This window comes from Pseudoalteromonas sp. XMcav2-N, assembly GCF_024124545.1.
GTDB lineage: Bacteria > Pseudomonadota > Gammaproteobacteria > Enterobacterales > Alteromonadaceae > Pseudoalteromonas.
Genome location: NZ_JAMXSF010000020.1, coordinates 52035 through 70852, shown reverse-complemented (window position 1 = coordinate 70852; position 18818 = coordinate 52035). Strand labels below are relative to the sequence as shown.

Genomic DNA, 18818 nt, shown 5'->3' with positions numbered 1-18818 from the left:
CTTTTACCAATTACTAAAAATACGATAATTAAAAGTTTTTATTAAAAGCGCCCACTCAAGTGGACGCTAATAAAAGCGACTTATTGACAAAGGTCAGTGCGGATTGAGCTTGCAAAGCTCTGACTGACATTGTACTGAGTCGTTGCGCCAAGGTGCAGGCTAGTGCCGAAAGACATGTAACCAGAAACCAAAGTGGCATGACACAGTTCGGCATGGCTGCCGAATTCCAGGCTAAGGTCAACGCTGTCAATGACAAAGTTACCGTCTCTGGCTGTGAAGTTACCGCCCTGAAGCAAGGCCAGATTCAAATGTTCGGTTTGACCTGCAAGGCTAATGTCGGTGCCAACCGTACCTGTCACTGAAACTTGAGACGTGTTCACTGCGCAAGATGCAACATCCAGCTTAACGCCAACATAGTTTTCGAAGTTTGAGATAGGTTGATTGGTGTAGATGGCAAGTGCTAAGCGGTTGTCTTTGTTCCACCACTCGCGCTCGCTGTAAGCCTCATTGCTGACACTGAGTTCACCGTTTTGAGATGTCAGTTCAAGTACATCAAGAACATGGCTTTGTGCCGTCGCTACTACTTTTGGCTCGTTGCCACAGTAAACGGTTGCTTCGATACCTTTTTTCAAGTTGAGTTGATCGAACGCCGCTACATTGAATGACTCTTCAGCAGAATGTGCTAAAGAAGCACCCAGTACGCCTGTCGCTAAAACCAGGCCATTTATTGCCGTTTTCATTTAAAACTCCATCTATGAGTAATAAAAAATTAAATCCGTTTATTTGACTTAAACAATAAATTATTACTATCTGAACAACAGATACAGCGTAATATACAACATACAGTAAAACCAAATAAATATATAAATATCCAATTTATTGCATGCAAAAAACAACACAACATTCCAAGGAATTAAATAACGCGTTGTGTCGGCAAATATATTAACCATAAAAAATACAGGGTCAAGCCGTTGCTTAACAAAGCTTTAACTAAGTGGAAGCAAAGAATTATCGAATGATAACGATAAAAAATTAAAAAACAATTACAAAAAACGGTATTTTGATTAGCCCGCAACATTAATCAAAAAACTAATATTGGATAAACAACAACAATGCTATTTAAAGTAGAGTAAATGCTTTATTTTTTATGCAGAGGGTATAAAGAGGTGAACTTGTGTGCAATTTTGCGACAAATGTCGGGGAATTGTGCAAAAAACGTCCCTAAAATGGATTGTTCCAAATTGGGCAATTCCTTGGCACACAGGTGTTGGAATTTTCCGGCGGTTGCCAGAGTCATTTCTATCGCTGCACTATACACAATAAAAAAATGGGCCGAAAAAAGAGAAAAAAATTTCGCAGGTCTATGAATGAAGTTATTCAGTCAGCATAAAAAAGCCGTGATGGAGAGAACCCCCTCCCCGGTTGGGGGGGATCGTAAGCGGAATGGTCAGGACCTGACAGATAGTTCAGATTCAAAATATCTCTAAATGTAATCCATTGTTTACTAAAAATGGCAATGTATCGATACTGAAATTGCCGGCAAAAGTCCAAGGAGTGCAAACATAGCAGGTAGCACAGCTGTTTTTTGTAATGTGTGTTCATTGTGAGGTGGTTGGTAAATGGGTAATTAATTATTTTGGGGAAATCAAATTAGCTAAGTTGACTTTTATATTCATCAGAGCCTCGTTTCTTACCAATATAGGCACTGATGAGTTCCGGAAAACCCCGCTTAAGTCGCATTAATTTCCACTCAGTGCTTGCTACAACACACAAAAACTCAGGATTCATTTTGGAAAAGTTGAATATATATCAACGACAGTCTGTTGGGGGTTAGATTGTCAGCCGTGAGCGGATATCGATAAACGTGTTTTGCTGTTTGCTTGGGAATTGGAGGGTTTTTGGTTACATTGTACTTTCCAACAAGGTGATTGAAGCACGTCACTATTGAGCGTACTTAAACCTTGTTTTGCCGTGCCAGGAGGTCAGATAAGCCCAGACTGGCGTGCTTAGCTGGGCGGGACTGTAGGTCACCACTCTGTACCAGTAAAACCAACTGGCCGCGGCAGAGCAAGTTATAAAAACAGTATTACAGCCCGCTTATCTTATTTAGATGAGTTGCCAGTGTCAGATGCACCTCACTGCCAGGTGTTTGAACGGTGATCAAGGCGTCTTCAAAATCGCCTTTACTGAAGGTGTCATAAATATTATTCGACAGAGCGTAGGGCTCACTGGGCATACCCAAAAAAGGAAAAACCATGCGATCCAGTCCACCATCTTTATCTTCGTCGTGGACTACATTGATAGCGTAACGGCCCGAGGGGATCCCTTCAAAGGTGACGGTTGTTACTGGCATACTGGGTGTAATCACCTGACTGCGGAAGTATCTGCTGTCTTTGTCGTTGATGTTATCGTCGGAATGAAAGCTCTCACTGTTATCGTGTAAGGTCACGATCAGCTGTCCTTGTTCGCTGGTGACATTGTCTATCACAACGGTCAGGCTGGCGGGCGTGGCATCGGCTGAATTAATACTCTGCGAGCTGGTCGACTGGCATCCGGACAACACCAAAGTGAGTGCTGCGACTAAATAAAGTGGTTTCATAGCAAATCCTGGCTGTAGTTTTTTCACGAATACTACCTTAATGTGTTTTCAAAAATATTAACACTGGTTAACACTGATTGCAGTTGTTATTTTTTTAGGAACAACGGGTGTTTTGCTGAAGTCCATGTTTGTACTCATTGTTTGGACCTGATGGCGTTTCTTATATATGTCGCGAAGTCGGCATGATACAACAGCAGGCGTAAACCCTGCTGTTGTGTGCGTCAGAGTTACTTGAGGTCTACCTGAACTTCTATCCAGGCATCGGGTGTTCCGGGCTTACCGCCTTTTTGAGTAGGTGTAATGGTAAATCCGCCCCAATGATCGGTATAGCTTTTGCCGATGACCAGCTCTGAGTCCGTTTGGTCATCGCCCCACCAGCCAGGTGTTTTCGAACCTGGTGTCATGTCCAGCAAATAAGAGGTGGTTTTCCAAAAACGCTCGTCGCTTTCATTTTCAAAATAGCCTTGCAGGTTGATAAGTACACCGTTTTGCGCATTGGTGTAGCGATCGTGAGAGGTACGATATTCCAGCCAGTATGTGTATTTGCCGTCACCAGACTTTAGTCTGAGACCAATGTAGCCGCGGTTATTCGCACCCTGATCAAAGGCGTAAATACGATAGGTACCCGAGGCGTTGATGACGGGTACTTCACTGTCATTCAGCCAGCCAAAATAGTGTTTATACAAGAGGTTGTAGGCCTGTAAAGAGTGTGCGCCCATGCCCATCATGCTGTACACATTGCCATAATTCAGGCTTTCTGTGTCGTAATCACCGACACCAATCACTTTGCCCGGACCTGCTTCAATGGCTTTTGCGTGACGCAGCCCCAATGCGTGTCCCAACTCATGAGCAACTACCCCAGTTGTGTGGTGGTACAGAGAAATGCTCGGGGGCGCGGCGCTGGAGTTAAAGTTGCCGACCTGAGGGGCAACCATCATTACAACTTGTGCGTTGCCGGGTGCATCCGGATCGATACCCTGGGCCCGGATCTTACTTTTCCACATGGCAGTCCAGCCATGAAAGTCGTTATCGTACGTGCTCTTTGGTTGGTTAATATTTATGACAGGTGTGCTGGTGTCATAGGTGACATTGAAACGCCCATAGGACTGCTGGTCGTAGTAAGTGGTCACCCCCTGCATATCGCTTTCCATAGTCGGCCAATCTAATGGTGTGTCGCTAAACTGAAAGCGATACACCTGAATATTGACGTGATCATACGGATACCCGTCGTTGCCGCCGGGTGGCTCCGTTGGAGGCTCTGTGGTATCGGCAGTGCGGCAGGACGTGGCACCTAAGTCGACCACAATAGAGCTGCCGCTGTGATTGCCATCCAGTGTAATGTAGCCCCAATAAGATGCAGGGCGACTTAATACGATACACTGAGCATTACCGGGGGCTGTGGAGCTGGGGTCGCTGCCATCCAGTCTTGGCCAGCCGCCACTTCTGGCGTACAAGTTCAAATCACCAGTGCCATAACCCGTGCTGATGGCAACGCTATCATAATGATTGACATTTGCTACGCTCAGGTAACTGCGTGAGCCTGCTGGCACACAGACTGTCTCTCCATTTTGCAAGGTTCTGCCTGTAAAAGGGGCCGATGAGGCACATTTGTCTTCAAGCTGAGCCGCGAGGGCCGGGCCAGTAAGTAAGGCAAGCAGTGGTATGCACCAACGGTGCTTAATCAGATTCATAGTTGTTTCCTTTACATGTGTTGTATTAGCGCTCATGTGAGCGGTGGTGTCTTTGTCCGTCGACGGTGGGATGTAATGCACATTTATCTCTATAAAACAGAAGGATAAATACTCTGTATACTGCATCCTGTGTATCGATCAGAGCACCCCTGTATGAAAAACAATCAGAGGCAACCTTAATTTAATATATTTTATACAATATTCAAGTTGGGGTGGTGAATTATCCCCGAAGTAGTCTGTAAGAAAGAAATTCAAAAAGTGCTTTACCACAACTTAACTTGAGGTTTTATCTTGGCTGCACATCATAAGAAGGAGCCAGGTTATGCCAGTATCCATATTCACCCCCACGCCATTTACGGCGAAGTTATTACGTATTTTCAATGCCACCATGAGTGTTAAATAAGGAGACGTTTTATGTATCTTGAACATGTAAATTTAGTTGTCGATGACATCGAACAAGCCCTGCACTTTTATCAGGCGGCTTTTCCCCATTGGCGCGTGCGCAGTGAAGGGCAGGGAAGCTGGCATGGTAAACCCAGAAACTGGCTGCATTTTGGCGACGATTACCATTACATTGCTTTTAGCGACCACGGTGAGGGGGTCAACCGGGAACTAACGGGTCATTCAGTGGGGCTGGCGCATTTTGCTTATGTGGTACAATCCATTGACGCGGTTATTACTCGATTGAATCAGGCCGGGTACCCCGTTGATAAAGACGGTGCGCAACACCCCCATCGTAAGAATGTTTATTTTATTGACCCTGCCGGGTTTGAGGTGGAATTTGTTGAATATCTGAGTGATTTGCCCGCCGAACGAAATAGCGATGCATAGAAGAGGCAATCGGTACGAGACTTCACAAAAAGTTTACTTTATTATCTGTTTCCAGAGAGGGTTCTATCAGAGGCTGCCGGGATGGCGACAGTCAACATTATTGCTAAACCAGATTGGGTTCTAAATCATCAGCATCAGCAGTTGTACAGTGGTCAGCGGGTCGTCTCTCTGGACGATAAACAGTATGCACTGCTGATGTTACTGATGGACAATGCCAACATGGATGTGACTAAAGAACAGATCTTTACTACTTTATGGCCGGGCAGAGTGGTCAGTGAAGATGCCATCTATGTCACCGTCACTGGCCTGCGTAAACTATTGGGCGATAATGTTAAACAGCCCAGCTATATTAAAACCATTACAGGTGTTGGCTATCGCTGGGTTGGTCCGCAAATAGGCGCAGATAAGTCCGTTTTTTCAAGTTCTCTGATGCTGTGTAGCGCAATATTATTACTGGGGGCCGCTTTGCTTGGCAGTCAGTTTAACGTGCTCTCTGATCCCATCCCTATGTCACCTGAGCAATCTGAAAACTTTCAAAAGGCCCGCTACTTACTGAGTCATCAGCCCGATTCGATTGGGCAGAGTATTGCTTTATTGCAGCAATTAACGCTTGCCCGCTCAGATTTGATTGAACCTCAGGTTTGGCTGGCTGATGCGTATTTACGTCAGTTGCTGGAAGATCCGAGCAGCAATGCACATCATCGCAACCGGGCCCACGCACTGTTACAGTCCGTTTTGACCAAAACACCAGAGCACTTAAAAGCCAATCTGTTAATGGCGCAACTAACCCTGTTGATAGACTTTGAGCCACAGGCCGCCCGGCGCTATTTCAAAGCAGCCCTGGGGCATGCTGAGGGACATCACTGGTTTGGTCAGTTTTTACTGGCGACGGGGGATTTTCAGGGCGCGCTTGAACATATCGAACAATACAGATTATTGGATCCGAATGGTTATTCCAGTGAGAGTGTCGCCTGGGTCTATACCATGAGTCAGCGCTATGAAGCTGCGCTTGATACGTTGCTTAAATTACAGCCGTACAGCGACACCAGCCGTTTTTATCACACCTGTTTACGCACAGTTTATGAGCAGTTGGGCGAATACGATAAGGCATTTGCTAAGATGCAGTGGGTGATGCAGGATGCAGGTTACAGCTCGCCTCTGATGGCGCAGGTTGAGTCGGCTTTTGCCCGCGATGGCTTATCCGGTGTTTATCGCTGGTTGTTACATGAAGATCCATTGCGCGCAGATATTGGCCATTATACACCGCCTATGTCGCTGGCGCGCTATGCGGTTATGGCGGGCGAGCCCCAGGTGGCTGTTGCTTATCTGAACCAGGCGTTTGAAACACGCCAGCAGGCTGTATTGTGGGCAGCGGTAGATCCGGTTTTTACCCCTTTACATGAATACCCGCCTTATCAGCAATTCGTACAACGGTTAAATATTATTGCCCGGTAAAAATAAAAAGGCGCCTTTTTGCGCCTTTTTACATAGCCAGAACAAGCTAACGTACTTGTCTGAAACGACTGCGCGTAGGCAACAGCAACGCCATTGCCATCAGCAGCCAGGCCATGCTGCCGCCTGACCCTCCGTCGTTTTTGGCGGTGTTACTGGTGCTGGTTGTGCTCTTTATGTTGCCTGTGTTTGAACTTGTATTGCCACTGGTTGTTGTCTCTGTATCTCCACCGTTACTATTATCCTGTGCGCCAACGTCAGGTTCTTTTTTAGAGTCAGAGTTAGAGTTATCTGTTTGTTTTGAAACATCAAATTTCAGCATGTGGGTGGCTATGGCGCCATACACGTTGACTGCGCTGAAAGGAAGTTGATATATGCCGGGCTCATAAAAAGTTATTGTGATTGTTGAGCCTGACAAGGTCATGTCTCCTTCAGCGTGATTGACCGTCACAGCCAATGCATCTGCAACCAGGGTTTTCAGGTCTACCGTGTAAGATTCATTCTGAGTCATCTCAATTACCAGGCTGCCTTTGGGTTCGGGACCTGGCATATAGGTATTGTGCACTGAAAAGGTTGCAGTTCGCTGATGACCATCGAGCACATTAACCGTGATATTGGTGTCGTATGTTACTGTGCCGTCAAAGCGCATCAGGCCTTGTGCCGACAGGGTGAGACCGGCTGGTAAATTTTCTGCTGAAAACGTTAGCTTGCCATGTAAAGAGGCGTTAAACAGCTCGTTGAGGTCAAACTCCGCTTTAACCCCTTGCAAGGTGGTGATGTTCAACGTGTCGGTAATGGGCTGCAGGATTTTACTGACAAAGACACTGCCCTGACCATAAAAATGTAGTAGTTGACCCTTTGGTGTATAACTGCCCTTGTAGCCGTTGTAGTCACCCAATTCAATCAGGGAGTCATCAACCGATGAGTCAAACACAAAGATCTTGTCGTCACCCTGATCGGTTAAAAGCACCATCTGCTGTGCACTGACTGCATGCGGCGACGCAAGCAATGTACCTGGCAGGCTGGCTTCTTCAATGAGGCTGTTGTTTTCGATTCTGAATATTTTGATCGCCCGGATATACTGGTAACCGCGCTGAGTTTCAACAATCAGGCGATCATTGAGCATATAAGTCGCTAAGTTTCTGTCGAAAATATCACCGGAGTCGAGTGGACCAAAAGGAATCGCCGTGTCGTATGCGAGCTCATCGCCTGTGTAGTTATAGCGCACCAGTTGCTTGTTGTCTCTGTCGAACAAATGTAACTGGTTATTTTGGTATAAAAAGTCGGCGTCGGTATAGCCATAATAACTGAATTCAATATCGATGTTTTGAGTGAATTTGTGGGCAAACCCTGTCTGGGTTTTCGTAAAGACTGACAGGGAATTGCCGTCAGTCAGCATGAATTCTGTCTCATTTAATGCGATGGCTTTGAACCAAATACCCAAAGACCCACTGTTGCTCAAAGTGAGCGTACCACTGAGTGTGCTTAGTGTTTGCTCTTCACCGCTCACACTGTAACGGGTAAATTGGTCGTTATGCAATGCCACCACTTCTTTACCCAGGTTCAGCCATGCCTTGCATTGGTATCTGCATTCGGGGGTGAGTGGACTCTCAAGCGGGCTGTCAGATACAAAGGTCTGGCCATGCTCAGGCGTTAAATGGCTGTGGGTGAGTAAAGCACCATTGTAGTTCAGGCTGCTATGTTCCCCAAGAGGAAGGTTCACGTGGCTGTTACTAGGAGCCTTAATGCGCCCTTGCTCCCGAGGTCGGGTTAGTTGCTTAATGTCATTAATATTCGAGATATCAACGACATTAATATCCCTGCTGGGCATAAGTAACTTGCTACCGTCCGCACTGATATCACTGATATCGCGGACCACTGGATTGCAAACCAATTCTGTTGCTGTATAGGTATTAGCATCGTTTAAGTTTAGCGTGTATAGGCAGCTCATATCCTGCGCGATTAAACGTTCCGCCGTCGGATGCAAATCATCTACTCCGATGTTAAGTCCAAACAAAGACTCGTGGGGGGACGATGTGGCAGCTGTCACGCTGTTGTTTTCGTTCAGCTCTAACATTATGGTTTCTGACCAGTAATGTACCAATAAGCGGTTATTGATGGTGTCCAGTTGGGTCGCAATACGGTCATGACTTACAAATTCAAACGCCAGTTCCTGCTTCAGTTCAAACTCTTGTGCACCTTCCTGATAGAGGTAAAGTGATTTTGGTGATATCGCGACCATCAGCCCTTGCTCTGGATAGTTATGAAACGCAAGCTCATGAGATGGGTTTGCGTTATTGAACGTTAAACGGCTGTGTTGTGAAAAGCGATTGTTAGCTTGATCCCAGGCAAATACGGTGCGAACAAAGGTGCCATCATCTCTCTGGCCGTACAAAATATAATGACCATCCTGAAAGGCTTCGTCGACAAATCTCATTTCCTCAGGCGGCTTGTTAAAGCCAATCTCAGATAATAACTCTAACGAAAAGTCGGTATTGATCTGCCAGATTTTTGCAATTTCATTGGCTTTGTCAATCGAGAGCAGCTTTTTACCATCGTCAGATAGCTCGTACTCCACAATAATGTTTGTCGGTTCAACAAAATACGACTTGGGATACTGGCGTTTAAAAGTGATGCCATGGTTATCAACATGGTAGAGGGTGTTGCCTTCTCTGCCTTCCCTAAATAGGGTGTTCCCTGCAATTTTTGATACCCCGCCCGCGGCCTCATAATTTATATATTCATGCTCAGCAACTTTATAGACGCTGAGCTGGCCGACATCTACCTGTGCTTGGGCCTGCTTTATTACACCCATTATAAAAAGCATGCCAATAATCAGATACTGCATTCAAATTCTCCATGAAAAATCCGACGACATTCTACAGGATGACGAAAAAGCACTCAACAAAATAGGTACAGAGTGCACTGTCCGCGGACTGTCCGTTGTCCGACCGCTTGAACGCGGTATTTTTCTATGATGTTGATTTTTATTTGTTTATTTTTGGCATGTAAACTGCTCTGTATATGGAAGTGAATATGAGTGACCGCAAAACAAAAACCATAGCGCAAAGGATACAGACATGAACTTTAATACTTCTTACTTCTCGACTCAGGTAGTTAAACCTAAGAGCGAAACATTGAGCGGCTCGCTGAAACGCTTGCTTGGAACGTCACTGGCCGGTGCCCTCATGGTGCTTTGTGGAACACAGGCTGCAAAGGCTGATGAAACACTCGGTCATTTCTCTGCTGTGTACAGTGCAGAGGCAATTCAGGCCGACATCAATCAGTGGGTTCACTGGGTACATACCACGCACCCGGATCTGACACACAGTATCAAAGATATTGACGAATTTTATGAGCGAATCGATACATTGCGTTACAGGTTGGATAAATCTATGACTGGTGAGCAGGTATGGCGTGAGTTTGCCAGCCTCAACAGCATTATGGCGGACGGGCACCTGAGCATTGGTGACGGTACCAATACGCAGTGGCGACAATGGGTAGCACAGGGCGCTAAATTGTTTCCTTTTGAAGTTGCCCTGAGTGTTCAGGGACTCAAAGTGGTGAGTGAATTGGGTGGGGCGCCGTCTGCTCATGATGGCAAATACATTAAAGAGATCAATGGTGTACCTGTAACTGAGGTGGTTGCGACTTTGCTGCAGCGCATTGAGGGCGACAATGTTGCTTTTCGCAGCGCATTACTGGCTCGTCGCTTTGCCATGACATATCGCTTAATGTACGGCGCAAAAAGCACATTTACGCTAAAGTTTCACTCGGGTGAACCTGCTGAATCTGTGCATGTTGCAGCGCTAAACAAGGCACCAGTAAGCATTAAACAACGCACCTTTGACGATAATTTTAACCTCAAACTACTCGACAATCAGCAGGCTCTGTTGACCATTAAGCAGTTTGGCTGGAATGAACCAGATGCATATTTTCAGTTTATGGCAGAAACATTCGAACGACTGAACAAAGCGCAGACTAAGCACCTGATGATTGATATTTCTGACAATACTGGCGGAGATGATGTTTACTGGAAACAGGGGATTCTGAAGTATATTGCCACGACACCTTATCGCCATGGCTCGACTTACCAGGTTCGGATATTGGAAAAATACCGCGACCCGGGCGAGGTAATTGGCTCAGTGTTATCGGGAGAGTTGACAAAAATGACTGAGCCCGACACAGATCCCGGTTTGCTGTTTAAAGGTAAAGTCAGTGTGCTGACTGGTCCCCTGACTTACTCATCTTCAGTGTTGTTTGCCAACACCATTCAGGACTATGGGTTTGCAACACTGGTGGGCACCCCGACTGGCGGTCGCAGCTCGCAAAGTGGGGGGATCCAATTTCTGACGCTCAAACACACAGGTATCCGCGCCGTTACACCTCGCTTTATTCTGGACCGTCCGTCTGGCAAGCAACAAATGACGCCGGTACAGCCAGACATTGTCATCAGCCGGGAAGGTGTGGGCAAAGCAGAGTTTATTGCCAAAGCACTGAGTGCAGCTTACTCCCTGTAAAGCGAATGCTTATACAGGACGACTCCCAACTAGTGCGGCTTTGATGGCCGCATTTTTTGTGTATGGCTGTGTTGCTGTGTAAATTTATTATTATTTGCACAATGTTGCGCGATGATATGATGAAGTCAGGTGTAAAAAAGACAAGGTTAAGCTTGACCTGAACTTAACTTGAGGAATTAGTCTGGCCACCACAAAAAGAACGATAATAGGGAAAAGTATGGATATAAGTAGTTTACCAACTCAGCTATCACGATTCACGCCACTGGTCTGGGTGATGCTGATCGGCAATTTCTTTGTGCGGGCCAGTTATTATATGGTGTGGCCGTTTCTGGCAGTGATGTTGTACGAAAGCTATGGATTGAGTGCCACTGAAGTTGGGTTGTTGCTGACTGGCTCAGCGACTTTGGCGGTCTTCTTAGGGTTTTACACGGGCAATCTGGCTGATCGCTTTGGCCGTACCAAGATGCTTTATATTGCTGTGGTTGTTGGGGTGATTTCCTTTGCAATGCTGGCGCTGGCCAATTCATTGTGGTTATTCTCTGTGGCGGTGTTTCTGGCTTGTCTGCCTCGCACCTTGTGGGAAGCACCCAGCAAAGCTTTGTTAACCGAAGAGCTGGCAAATCCTAAAGATCGGGAGCTGGCGCTACATTTACTGTATTTTCTGGTTAATGTAGGCGCGGCGTTGGGACCGCTTTATGGCTTATGGGCAGGCCTCAATGGAGAGCAGTTTAGCTTTATTTATACCGCGATATCATATCTGGGCTTGTTGGTGGCACTGCTGTATTTCAGGCCCTCAAAGCCAGTCTCTTCGGTGACACCCCAATCAGTACCTAACTTTTCAAACTGGCTGAAAATACTCAATAAAGATCGGGCTTTTCTGGTGGTGCTGGTGGCTACAACCTTAGTGTACTTTGTGTATGCGCAATGTGATACCAGCCTGGTGCAGTATCTTACCCGAGCAGCAGTCCCTGAACTTGCCTGGTTGATCTCTGCTGTGATCATTACCAATTCGTGCGTCATTATTGTTTGCCAGTTTCCGCTGCTGCATATCATGAGAAACTGGCGTCTGGAGCATCGCCTATATCTGGGGGGCGCCATATTGGTGGTGTCACAAGTTATGATGGCCTTTAATGATGTCCACAATACCTGGGGGTGGATAGCTGCAATGATAGTGCTTAGCCTGAGTGAAGCGATTATGTTCAGCAATATCAATGTGTATATAGACAGATTGGCACCCGATAACCTAAAAGCCAGCTATTTTGGTGCGGCAGGCCTGTGTTCTCTGGGCTATGCATTTGCGCCCATTTTAGGTGGATTGGTGCTGGATTTGTCGAGCGGCGTGATGCTGTTTGTGCTGACCACACTGACGTCGTTTGCGGCTCTGGCCTTTTATAAGATTGCCGAGGTTCAGTTGAAAGAAACAACCAGAGTGGTACATGAGGTTTAAGTTGCAGGCGTGGTCAGCTTGAATGACCACGCCTGCAACAGTTCAATTTTGATGAGCAGTGCGCCCGGCGTGAAAGCCGGGCTGATTAATGATGGGAGTTATAGAGGCTAGGTTGCGGAGTGGGTCAGGCTATCTTGGCTATTCCCCATAGCATTTCAGTGGCGCCTTCTGCTCAGTGATAATTAGTAACTCTGAAAAGCCGGTTATCATGCTTGATATCATAGTGTCGGACAAAGCACCTTCCACGTAGTGCCAGTTCATAACAAGATCATCACCTGACTGCACCGCGACAATATTAAGCGGCACCCGCCGTGAAACGCCCATGTTTTTGATCACATCTTCCTGATCGCCATGATCTTCGGGTTGTAGTGTAAAGCCATCAAAGTCGAGCGCCAGGAGCTGATTACTGTTGGTAATGTAATTGAGCTTAAAGTAGGGCAAATATTCGCGCAGCGACGGCTGTGCAATAACCTGAGTGAACTCAGGCACACATTCATTATAGATTTTGGCCACCCCCGAGGCGACGGACGCTTTAAAGTCGTGTGTCTCATCGGGTTTGACCAACAACGGGGCCACTTTGTAAAGCGGGCCTATCATATCGCGTGTTTCTCTTGAAGTCCGTCCGGTAAAGGTGACCGCCATGAGGATCTCGGGTGTCATCAGATAGCCTGAAAAGACCTGACATATTGCGCCTACCAGGGATTGGATCTGACTTACGCCCGTATGTGCAGCAGACTGGCTGAAGAAATCCACCAGGGTACAAGACTGAGTCCGATACAGCGACGGTGTCCAGAGTGCACCATTCAAATGCCTGAATTTAGGGTAGGGTGAATACTGGGTCAGCGCTTTTTGGTAGTCGCTGACAATCTGCTTACCTTCAGCGGCACCGAAGAAACGTTGCTCTTCCCAGGCATAGTCAAAGAAGTCTACCGATTGCGTGTGTGGTGTCTGCTCTGATTGTTGATCATAGTATCGCTTTAGTGCACTGATAATATTAATGTTTGAGACCGCATCGGTAATGATGTGATGTATATTCAGCAACAGATATTGCTGATTGTGTGGCAAAGTAAGTAGTTTTACATGGATCAATTCGCCCTGCTCCAGTGCAAAGCGATGGCTTTTTTGTTCACTACAGTGCAGCTCGAGTGCATCCTGAGCCGCTTGTGAGCTGAGGTGACTCAGGTCGATGTGCTCGAAAGGATTTAATACGTCAGCGCCATTGTTGCAACACCACAGGGTATCGCCACGCATTTCAAAGCGGCTATTAAACAGTTGGGTGCTGTTAACCAGCTGCGCAAAGGCTAGGTGCATTCGCGCTGGGCATACTGTGCCCTGAACCGCAAAACACTGAAACATATTGTACAGGTTGCCCTGCTGCCACTGACGAAAAATGTTCGTCTGAGTGAAGGTCGCCGGGGCATGATCTTTGCCTAACTTTTTCACCTTTTGACCTGGTGCAACAGAGATTGGCGAGGTGGTCTGAGCCGTTTGAATATAGGCAGAGATAGTTGCCACACTTGGATTCGCGATAAAGTCATCGGTATTAAGTTGCAGTCCAAAGGTCTCCGACAAATGGGTCAGATAGATGATGATACTGAGTGAATCCATGCCACAGGTGCGTAAGTCTTCCTCAAGGGTGGGTGGATGAACACTGCATTTTTGTGCCAGTACGGCCAGCACTTGTTGCTCAATGAGGCTTTTCTGGCTGGACTGCTCAGTGTTAGTCGAAGTTAGAGCGTGTTGTTTGTTTTCAAACTCGGCCAGCAAACGCCTGGTATCGACCTTGCCATTAGCGGTTCTTGGGAAAGTGCCAGTGGGCACTAAGGTGTCTGGCACCAGCCAGTTTGGTGCGCTATTAAGGAGTTTTTGACGAATATTCAAAGATGACAGGTCGTGCTCCTTAGCGGTGGAGGTCACAAAGGCAATCAGCCTCATCACACCATGGCTACGGTATGTGGTCGCGCAGGCATCGGCGACACCAGCGATGGCCATGAGTCGTTTTTCCACCGTTTTAAGGTTTACAAAACGGCCACGCACCTTAACCGAGTCATCCTCCCTGCCGCTGAACAATAATCTGTCTTCTGGCAATCTGATAACACGGTCCCGGCTATTAAAAAACAGCGATGCGTGTGCAGGTGCGGGCAAGTGGACAAATCGCTCGGCGCTGAGCTGAGGAGCCTGAATATATTCAAGCGCTACGCTGGGGCCGCCAATATATAACACTCCCTGGTTGTCGCTGTTCAGGTGACTACTTTGACGCATCGCCAGCCTGACATTGCATATAGGCCGACCTATGGGTACCGCATCGCCGTTGGCCAGCGAGGCCAAATCATGGAGGCTGTGCTGAGTAACCACATGGGTTTCGGCGGGCCCGTATTGATTGATTAAAGTGGCGCCTGAGTTCTGTAAGAAGGTACGTACCTGCTCGCTCATCACCATTTGTTCGCCAGACACAATGATCTGGTTCAGCGTCTTAAATGGGTTCTCAATAAAGCTCGCCTGAGCGGCCAGTATATGCAGCAAACTGGGGGTGACTATCAGTCTGGAGATCTGGTTATTGACGACATTATCGAGAATATTGGCCGCTTCTTTGCGCACATTTGAGGTGGTGAGATGTAAAGTGCCTCCACAGCACAGTGTAGTGAGTATGGTCTGGATGGCCACATCAAAACCGAGAGCTGTGGTGTTCAGCACGTGTGCCGGAGCAGACAAGTTGGGATCAAGACGGTGATGCAGGCACAGATTTGCCAGTGTGCGCTGTGCCAGCATAATACCTTTGGGCACACCGGTGGTACCGGAGCTAAAGACCAGATAAGCAAGTGAATCCAGACACACAGCGTGGTTATGTAACTGAGCACCTGCGCTGTTTTGCGGCTCAAAGACAGACTCTATGGTGGCAACGTTAAACTGGCTAAGTGCGCTGGCCCAGTGTGGGTTGTCCACAATTGCACACGCTGCTTTGGCACGGGTAAGTATGTCTTCGACATAGCTGACCTCAGCATCGACGTTAACCGGCACTATCACCCGGCCCGTGTTCAGGCAGGCCAGCATGGTTGCAACCATATCGGCAGTATGCTCCATAACCACCGCGATGTTTTGCTGCGCCAAGGTATTGGCAAGCAACCAATGGGCAATCTTTTGTTGGTGTGAATTAAGCCGTTGATAACTATACTGTTTTCCATGGTGGTCGCGGATCGCAACGGCCTCGGGAGTATTGTTTGCAGTACAGCGGATCACCCGACCTGGCAGGTCAGAAGCGCTCAACGGGTGACGTTTGCCACGTGTAAATTGCCATTCATTCAGCGCTGGGATTTCATGGGGCTGACTAAACTGCAGTGTCTGTTGTGCGCCCTGACGCAGCGCTTTTTCCAGTAGTGCGCTCAGTTGCTGCAGATGTGCTGGTGTCACGTAAGCCGGATTGGCACTGAGCATGACCTCCATGCCACTGTGCTCGTTATATACTAAGTTAACAGACACCGGATGAGAGTGATCGGATTGCACCAGCATTTCACTGGTAAGCTCGACCCCGTCTATATCATCCAGCAAAGCGCCGGGGTTGAGGTAGTTTATCATGACATCAAACACCAAATTGCGGGCACTGGCCGACACCGCAGCACATTGATTGATTTCACCAATCGGTACCTGGCTTTTTCGAAACAGCTGATTAAAGTCGGATTGTAGCGACTTGACAGAATCGATAAAGGTTTGCCCGGCTGGCGACACTATCTGTGGTAGCACTTTAGATGACATGCCATAGCTGTGCTGGTCTCTGCGCTGATTATTGAGCGCATACCCAACCACCACGGACTGCTTAAAATGATGCTGATAGAATTCACCCAGCAGATGGGCAATGTAAACATGAAAACCCACATTGTGTTGCTGACAGAGACTTTGCAGCGCATGTATCTGAGTATTGGGCACCGAAAAGTGTGCGCTTAGTGTCTGTGTGCCTGCCTGTGTTGGCGGAATATAGTCAAACATAAAATCGGGTAAGTCTTGCAGGTATGTCTGCCAGAATGCCAGATGGTGGGCCGAGTACTTGTGCGTATTGTGATAACGCATCTGAGCCAGTTCGGTGGTGATCTTCTCAACCGACATCGATAGCATCGCCAGCGCCTTGCAAAACAGCCGGTAAAGGCTGAGCCCGTCGAGTAAAATATGGTGGACAACTAACACCAAAAAATAGCCCCCCTGTGCCGCGGGTCTTAATGCAATACGCACCAGTGCACCGTGTGCCAGTTCAAACGGACGTTGTTTAAATTGCTCAGAAAATGCCCGGGCCTGTGCCTGATCGGCAAGTGTCTGTGTCATATCCAGATCCAGCTCGCTTTCGCCGCACAGGTGGTTAAATACTAAAGTAACCTGTTTGACCAGGTCCTGTGCGCAAAGATCTCCTCGCAGATGAAACAAGCCTCCAATGTGGTATTTCAGGGTGTCGGGATTCAGTACACTGTCGTTCGCAATTTGCAATTGTTCATGGACCAGCTCGTGGCAGCCCAGTTGTGAGATAACACGTGATTTAAACGCATTCAGTGTATGTTGTTTGGTTGTTAAATCGTTCATTTCAATATTCCTTCTGTGGCGTTGCCCGTTTTAGTACTGATCCCAGAACTCTGCCCACAGGTCTGATGTGTCGTGAAACGGTGCCAAAATGTACTCAAAGCAGCCGACTGCTTCGCTGTATTTAAAGCTAGAAAGGAAATGCGCAAAGAATGTGAAGTTGTATAAATAATTTCATATTTTTGTCATTGATAAGAGGTTTAGCGCTGGAGAATGAAAATTAAAAGCTTTAAAAACAGAGGTCTAACAGTATTTCGTTAGTCGGTTTGAAAACTAAATAGTTAGGGTTAAGGATCCTTAAGAATGTTTCAGCACACTTTCAGGACATTTAAGCCGTGTTTCTCCAGTGTGACTGCAAACCACATAAGGAGAACACCATGAACTCAGTAAAAACACTTCAACAATTTGGATTGGCCAGTTTACTACTTGCCGGGCTCAGCCATGATGTCGCTCAGACTGCACTTGCTGCAAGTGGCGATTATCTGTTTAGTTATCAGGTGAAAGGAGAAAACTGGGGAGGCATTACGCTGCGCGACCATACCGCATATTTTGGCAGTGATGATGGCCACCTCTATGCTCTGAATATTGACCGACCCAAACTCGCCTGGTCGTTTAAAACGGGTGGCCTGGTGCGTTCAAAGCCGACTATAAAAAATCATCAGATCTTTGTAAGCAGCGATGATGGTTACCTTTATGCGCTCAATCGCTGGCAGGGGAAGTTATTGTGGCGCACCAGTCTGAATGATGCGGTTGTAGAGCGCATTTTACCGGCCGATCATGCGCCATGGGAGTTTGACTATACCAAATCCAGTGCGCTGGTCCACGGCGATAAAGTTTTTATCGGTAGTGGCGATGGTCAGCTTTATGCGCTTTCGCGATTTTCTGGTGAGGTCCTTTGGCACTTTAAAACCCAGGGTAAAATTCGTACCACACCAGCACATTACAACGGCTTAGTGTTTGTCAGCAGCTGGGATGGCTCGGTGTATGCCCTGAACGCACAAAGTGGTGAACGGGTTTGGCAATATGAAACCAAAGGAGCACTGACTTCCAGCCCACTGGTGGTGGACGATGTGCTGGTGATAGGCTCTCGGGACACCCATCTGTATGGACTGGACCCAAACAGTGGTGCGCTGCTATGGCAACAAGCGTATCCGGGCGGTTCCTGGGTTGAGTCATCGGCAACAGCCGCCGCAGATGGTGAGCACTTTTATATCGGCAGCTCAGATTCCAACTTACTCAATAAGTTTCATGCCCGAAGTGGTAACCTGATCTGGCAATTCGAAACCGGTGGCTGGAGCTGGGGACAGCCGGTTGTGAGCAATGGCACTGTGTATATCGGTGCGACAGGCCATGATGAACCCGGCTGGTATGAGACCAAGCGCGGCTTCTTTGCTGTGGATGGTCAGACAGGTCAGCAGCAGTGGCACTATCAACCCAAAGCTATTGACGGGTTTGTGCACGGTGGTGTCTATGGTGCGCCGGCTGTGGGTTATGGCAAAGTGATAGTGCCGGACCTGGATGGTTATGTGCATGTTTTTGAAGAGTAATGGCGTCGCTCTTCTTAGTTGATAAAAATCGGATTGTTTTTAGATTTGGTAAATCTAAAAATAGCTGAACATTTCTCTCTCAGGCAGCACTTATCTGGTGCTGTCATATTTCTTTACTACTAAAGTCTATTTTCCTGGTTCTCTAAGTGCGTAGAAGGGAGGGTAATTCTT

The 18818-nt window shown here is 47.3% G+C and carries 10 protein-coding genes; 5 read left to right on the top strand and 5 right to left on the bottom strand.

Features of this window, described 5'->3' with window-relative positions:
- Positions 1-80: 80 nt before the first annotated feature.
- The 3 genes from NH568_RS20715 to NH568_RS20705 all read right to left on the bottom strand — a co-directional run bounded on the left by NH568_RS20715 (position 81) and on the right by NH568_RS20705 (position 4290).
- Positions 81-740: a DUF2807 domain-containing protein gene (locus NH568_RS20715; protein WP_253050505.1), complete on the bottom strand. Its 660-nt coding sequence runs from the start codon at positions 738-740 to the stop codon at positions 81-83.
- A 1346-nt stretch (positions 741-2086) separates the two neighbouring features.
- Positions 2087-2599, bottom strand: coding sequence for a DUF2141 domain-containing protein (locus NH568_RS20710; protein ID WP_253050503.1), 513 nt, complete (start codon positions 2597-2599; stop codon positions 2087-2089).
- Between the two features lie 227 nt (positions 2600-2826).
- Positions 2827-4290 (bottom strand): collagenase, encoded by a 1464-nt coding sequence (locus NH568_RS20705; protein WP_253050502.1) that lies wholly within the window; start codon positions 4288-4290, stop codon positions 2827-2829.
- Between the two features lie 414 nt (positions 4291-4704).
- Between NH568_RS20705 and NH568_RS20700 the strand changes: the two genes are divergently transcribed.
- Positions 4705-5121 carry a VOC family protein gene (locus NH568_RS20700; RefSeq protein ID WP_138544996.1) on the top strand — a complete coding sequence of 139 codons (417 nt, stop codon included), beginning with the start codon at positions 4705-4707 and terminating at the stop codon, positions 5119-5121.
- Between the two features lie 81 nt (positions 5122-5202).
- Positions 5203-6576, top strand: coding sequence for a winged helix-turn-helix domain-containing protein (locus tag NH568_RS20695; protein WP_253050500.1), 1374 nt, complete (start codon positions 5203-5205; stop codon positions 6574-6576).
- Positions 6577-6622: 46 nt separating this feature from the next.
- On the opposite strand, the gene NH568_RS20690 is transcribed toward NH568_RS20695, so the two are convergent.
- The gene (locus tag NH568_RS20690; protein WP_253050498.1) at positions 6623-9421 is read right to left on the bottom strand and encodes a hypothetical protein; all 2799 of its coding nucleotides are present in this window, start codon (positions 9419-9421) and stop codon (positions 6623-6625) included.
- A 232-nt stretch (positions 9422-9653) separates the two neighbouring features.
- On the opposite strand from NH568_RS20690, the gene NH568_RS20685 reads away from it, so the two are divergent.
- Together NH568_RS20685 and NH568_RS20680 are read left to right on the top strand one after the other, a co-directional pair.
- On the top strand, positions 9654-11093 hold the full coding sequence (locus NH568_RS20685) for a S41 family peptidase (protein ID WP_253050496.1): 1440 nt from the start codon (positions 9654-9656) through the stop codon (positions 11091-11093).
- 217 nt (positions 11094-11310) lie between these two features.
- Positions 11311-12540, top strand: a complete 1230-nt coding sequence (locus NH568_RS20680) for an MFS transporter (RefSeq protein ID WP_253050494.1) — start codon at positions 11311-11313, stop codon at positions 12538-12540.
- Positions 12541-12678: 138 nt separating this feature from the next.
- Here NH568_RS20680 and NH568_RS20675 read toward each other — a convergent pair whose 3' ends face one another.
- Positions 12679-17103 (bottom strand): AMP-binding protein, encoded by a 4425-nt coding sequence (locus NH568_RS20675; protein WP_253050492.1) that lies wholly within the window; start codon positions 17101-17103, stop codon positions 12679-12681.
- Positions 17104-17477: 374 nt separating this feature from the next.
- Here NH568_RS20675 and NH568_RS20670 point away from each other — a divergent pair, with 374 nt between their 5' ends.
- Positions 17478-18647: a PQQ-binding-like beta-propeller repeat protein gene (locus NH568_RS20670; RefSeq protein ID WP_253050490.1), complete on the top strand. Its 1170-nt coding sequence runs from the start codon at positions 17478-17480 to the stop codon at positions 18645-18647.
- Positions 18648-18818 lie beyond the last annotated feature (171 nt).